Source organism: Flavobacterium sp. (assembly GCF_044361065.1).
Taxonomy (GTDB): domain Bacteria; phylum Bacteroidota; class Bacteroidia; order Flavobacteriales; family Flavobacteriaceae; genus Flavobacterium.
Map to the genome: position 1 here is coordinate 1 of NZ_JBIKJI010000146.1, position 5,320 is coordinate 5,320.

5 protein-coding genes are annotated in these 5,320 nt (G+C 33.3%); 4 read left to right on the top strand and 1 reads right to left on the bottom strand.

Translation table 11 applies throughout. From position 1 onward, the window contains the following. On the bottom strand, positions 1 to 430 hold a 430-nt coding region (locus ACIQ11_RS08625), incomplete at its 3' end, for an SCO family protein (protein WP_396154245.1). 144 nt (positions 431 to 574) lie between these two features. Here ACIQ11_RS08625 and ACIQ11_RS08630 point away from each other — a divergent pair. The 4 genes from ACIQ11_RS08630 to ACIQ11_RS08645 form a co-directional block, all read left to right on the top strand. Beyond that, a complete protein-coding gene (locus ACIQ11_RS08630) occupies positions 575 to 2,683 on the top strand; it encodes a M13 family metallopeptidase (protein ID WP_396154246.1) in 2,109 nt (702 codons plus the stop codon). A gap of 129 nt (positions 2,684 to 2,812) precedes the next feature. Further along, on the top strand, positions 2,813 to 3,187 hold the full coding sequence (rnpA, locus tag ACIQ11_RS08635; protein WP_396154247.1) for a ribonuclease P protein component: 375 nt from the start codon (positions 2,813 to 2,815) through the stop codon (positions 3,185 to 3,187). 65 nt (positions 3,188 to 3,252) lie between these two features. Further along, complete coding sequence (locus ACIQ11_RS08640) at positions 3,253 to 4,887, top strand: S41 family peptidase (protein ID WP_396154248.1); 1,635 nt, start codon at positions 3,253 to 3,255, stop codon at positions 4,885 to 4,887. A gap of 1 nt (position 4,888) precedes the next feature. Continuing rightward, the coding region (locus ACIQ11_RS08645) for an OmpA family protein (protein ID WP_396154249.1) at positions 4,889 to 5,320 on the top strand (432 nt) is incomplete at its 3' end.

Genomic DNA, 5,320 nt, shown 5'->3' on the forward strand with positions numbered 1-5,320 from the left:
ATTTTTCGTCTATAACTCCTTTTTCTTTGGCGTATTTTTTCAATACCTCAACCGTGTCTTCATCAGGAAAAACAGAATGAGAAAGCAGTTTCACTTTCGGATTGTCTTTGATTTTGTTTTGCAACCAAACCATATTATCGGTCATTTTTGGACAAATAGTTTGGCAAGTAGTAAAAAAGAAATCCGCTACATAAATTTTGCCTTCATAGTCTTTATTTGTAATCTTTTTCCCGTTTTGATTGGTAAACGCAAATGGCGCTATTTTATGTTTGTAACCAATATGTTGCACCAATGAATCTACCAATTCCGGATTTACGTCTCGAGGTGTAATTACGGGAAGCGTTTTTTGGTTTAATAACGAATAAATGGCTATAAAAATCAAAAGTAGCAACCCCACAAAAAAGACAGATAGTTTTTTATATTTGAACATTTGAAGGCTATTTTTTTACAAAAATAACACTATTTTTAATTATACAGAATGTATTTAAAGGTTCAATTTTAAAATAATTCTAGTTTTTTTAATAGATTTGTAATTCACATAACAATAAAAACCAACCTTTTAAAAAATTATAAAATGAAAAACAAAACCATACAAGCTAGTGTAGCAATTGCCTTAGTTGTGTTTTTTCAAAGTTGCTCTGTCACAATTGGAAAAGATGGACAACCAGGAAAAGACGGCTTATCTGGTGATGCCCTAGCGGCAAAATCAGAAAAAGTCGGAATTCGTACCGAGTTTATGGATACTTCTGTAACGCCAAACGAAGATTTTTTTAGATATGTAAACGGAACTTGGTTGGATAAAACCGAAATCCCAGCCGACAGAACCCGTTGGGGAAGTTTTGATGAATTAAGAAAAAATACGGATGATGATGTAATGGCTATTTTAAACGAAGCCGTTGCAAATAAAAACTTAGACCCAAAATCGGATCAAGCAAAAGCCGTAAATTTATACAAATCGATTTTAGATACGGTTTCTAGAAATAAATTAGGTATCACGCCTATTCAACCTTATTTAGAAAAAATAAATGCGGTAAAAAATAGCACTGATTTAATGAATCTTTTAGTTGAAACCAAAGCCGATGCTGGTTTAGGGTTTTTTGGTGCGTTTGTAGGTGCCGATGCTAAAAACAGCAACAAAAATGTAGTTTATGTAGGAACTGGAAGTTTAGGTTTACCTGATAAAGACTATTATATGTCTGACAAGCCTGACACGAAAGAAAAAAGAGAAAAGTACGTGTTACACATTGCTAAAATGTTTGGCTATTTAGGTATGGATGCGAAAACAGCCGCTGAAAAAGCAGCAAGGGTTTTGGCTTTCGAAATCTCTTTATCTGAACCAACTTTAGACCGAGTAGAAAGACGTGACCGTCGTAAAACATACAATCCGATGTCGGTTGCTGATTTGCAAAAAATAGCGCCAACCAACAATTGGGCGACTTATTTTGAAAAATCTGGGTTTGCTAAATTGGATTCTGTAGTAGTTTCGCAACCAAAATACTTAACCAAATTAGATGCTATTTTAAAAGAAAATAAAGTAGACGATTGGAAAGCGTATATGACTTGGACACTTTTACGTTCAAATGCTGACGAATTAACCACCGAAATTGAAAAAACAGATTGGGATTTTTACAGCAAAACCTTATCCGGAGCTGTAAAACAAAGACCTGCTACGGAAAGAGCGTTAGCAACTGTAAACGGTGTTTTGGGTGAAGCTTTAGGAAAATTATATATTGAGAAAAAATTTCCCGCTGCAGCGAAAACAAAAGCAGAAGCAATGATTGCTAATGTATTTAAAGCGTACGAAAATCGTATCAATAATTTACCTTGGATGACACCTGCAACACGAGCAAATGCTATTGTAAAACTTAAAAAATTTAGAGTAAAAATTGGATATCCTGACACTTGGAAAGATTATAGTGCTTTACAAATAAAAAGCCCTGAACAAGGCGGAACACTTCACGAAAATTCTTTGGCCATCAGCCGTTGGAGTACCAAAGAAAATGTTTCAAAACTTGGAAAACCAGTCAATAAAGAAGAATGGGGGATGTCGCCACAAACGGTAAACGCTTATTATAGCCCAACCAATAACGAAATTGTGTTCCCTGCCGCTATACTACAACCGCCTTTTTACGATTATAGAGCAGATGAAGCCGTAAACTATGGTGGAATTGGTGGTGTAATTGGCCACGAAATTTCACACGGATTTGACGATTCAGGTTCAAGATATAACGCAGAAGGAAACTTAATTAACTGGTGGAGCGATGAAGATTTAAAACAATTTACCACGTTAGGAACGGCTTTAGCGGATCAGTATTCTGCATTACAACCCTTGCCAGGAATTTATGTAGATGGTAAATTTACATTAGGTGAAAATATTGGCGATTTAGGAGGCGTAAACGCAGCGTATGACGGATTGCAAATTTATCTGAAAGAAAAAGGAAACCCTGGATTAATTGATGGTTTTACACCTGAACAACGTTTTTTCCTTTCTTGGTCTACCATTTGGAGAAGTAAAATGCGTGATGAAGCCATTAAAAATCAAGTAAAAACAGATACACACTCGCCAGGACAATACAGAGCCTATGTGCCGCTTCAAAATATTGAATCTTTTTACAAAGCATTTAATATAAAAGCCGGCGACAAAATGTATATTGCTCCAGAAAAAAGAGTAAAAATTTGGTAACAAGAAACTTGATTTTATTCATCTGGACTTGTTTCAGTTTTTAAAAAAAGAAAAACCTGAAATTCTGAACTACATTTAGAATGACAGGTTTTTCTTTTTATACCGTTTCCTTTTTTATACATTTGCCTTATGCAATTTTCTTATCCAAATAACGAAAAACTAAAAAGCCATAAAACAATTGAACGTTTGTTTTCTGAAGGAAAATCGATATCTAAATATCCGTTACGGCTGGTTTTTGTAGAAAATACGGATGAAAACAATTTGGAAAAAGTACTATTGGGCGTTTCCGTTTCTAAAAAATATTTTAAAAGAGCGGTTGACCGAAATTATTTTAAAAGAGTACTTAGAGAATGTTATCGATTAAATCAAAACCTATTGAAAGATAACCTTCAAAAGCCTTATGCTTTTATGTTTTTTTATCAAACCAAAGAAAAGTTATCGTATCAAGAAATTGAAGAAAAAACCATACAATTGTTTCAAAAATTTAGTGAAACCATAAAGTAAATTAAAAACAAACGCTTGTTTTCAAAGATTTTAATTAAATTAGTAAAAATATTATTCCATAAATTATGAGTTTTTTAAACAAAAAAAAGGTACTTATTCCCACGCTTGTAGCGGGATTTTTATTTGTGGCCGTAAGTTTTCAAAACGATTTTTTTGCCTTAGCCAAACAAATTGAAATTTTTACGAATCTGTACAAAATTGTCAATCAAAATTATGTAGACGAAACCAATCCAGGCAACTTAATGGATGTGGCTATAAAAAGTATGCTAAGCGAATTGGATCCGTATACCGTTTACTTTGATGAGCAAGATGTGCTTAAATTTAAAATAAATAATACGGGAGAATATACCGGAATTGGCGCCATTATAACACGAAAAGATGATAAAATAATCTTAAAAGAAGTATACGAAAATATGCCGGCTGACAAAGGTGGTTTTAAAGCTGGTGATGTGATTACCCAAATTGGAGATGTGTCGCTTAAAGATTTTAAAGAAGATGCTTCTCAGTTGCTTAAAGGTGCTAAAAACACTAAAATTGACATTGTATATTTCCGTCAAGGAATAGAAAAAAAAGGACAAATTATTTTAGATGAAGTAGAAATAAAAGCCGTTCCGTATTACAAATTATTAAGCGACAAAACAGGATATATCGTGCTTCAAAAATTTAACGAAAAAGCTTCTGCAGAAACAAAAGCGGCTTTATTGGCTTTAAAAGAACAGGGCGCTACAAAAATTATTTTAGATTTACGAGACAATCCTGGCGGGTTACTTCACGAAGCGGTTAATATTTGTAATTTATTTGTGCCAAAAGAAGAAATTATTACCACAACAAAATCGCAAAACAAAACGCATAATCATATTTATAAAACGAAAAACGAACCCGTTGATACTGAAATTCCATTAGCAATTATTGTAAATGACCGAAGTGCTTCTGCTTCAGAAATTGTTTCGGGCGCATTGCAAGATTTAGACCGTGCAGTCATTGTAGGAAATAGAAGTTTTGGAAAAGGATTGGTACAACGCCCATTTAATTTAACGTATGGCACACAGGTAAAAGTTACTATTTCAAAATATTATACACCTTCTGGTCGTTGTATACAAGCTACTGATTACAGTAAAAAAGACGCCAATGGTAAAGCCATAAAAACAGCAGAAAAAGAATATAACGCCTTTAAAACCAAAGGCGGAAGAACCGTTTACGATGGCGGTGGTGTGTTGCCAGATGTAGAAATTGCAGATATGAAAAAAAGCGCCATCAGTTTAAGTATTGCGAACTCAGATGCTGTTTTTGAATTTGCAAACGTATTGTATTACAGAAATCCAAACGCAAAAAGCGCAAACAATATCTCAGAAGCTGAATACAACGAGTTTAAAGCGTTTCTAAAGAAAGAAAAAGTAGAAATAAATAGCAACACAGATAAATCTTTAAAAACGTTATTAGAAGCTGCAAAAAAGGATAAAATTGATGCCGACTTACAACTTGAAATCAAACAATTGGAAGCCGCCATTGAAAAAACAAAAGACAAAGAATTAGATAAAAACAAAGAAGAAATTAAACGGTTGCTTTTACAAGAATTATTATTAAGATACGGCTATCGTAACGCGTTTTACGATTATGTTTCTACTAAATATTCGGATGTGCTAAAAGCCCAACAAATATTAAATAATCCAACAGAATACAAACAAATATTAAAAAAATAAAATGAAGAAAATAGTCGTATTTCTATTTTTAGTTGCTTCTTTTCTTGGGTTTTCACAAGAAGAAACCGTGCATTCTATTTATTTTGATACCGATGTGCGTGAAATAAAACCTTTACAATCGGAAGCGGTAGTTTATTTTTTAAGTTTGATTGATACCACACGACTTCAAAGTGTTTCTATTTATGGCTATTGCGACGATGTTGGTAAAATAAATTACAACTACAAATTGTCTCAAGACCGCGCCAATAGTGTTAAAAATATGTTGGTAAAAAAAGGAGTGAAATATAAAATTATTGTAAAAATTGAAGGAAAAGGCAAGGTTCTTATTGATGAAGATTTAGAAGAAGATATTCCCGAGGCCAGAGCTAAAAACCGGCGAGTAGATGTGGTTTTGAATTTTAAACCTTTAGTGGTGGAAGAATTAAATATCCCC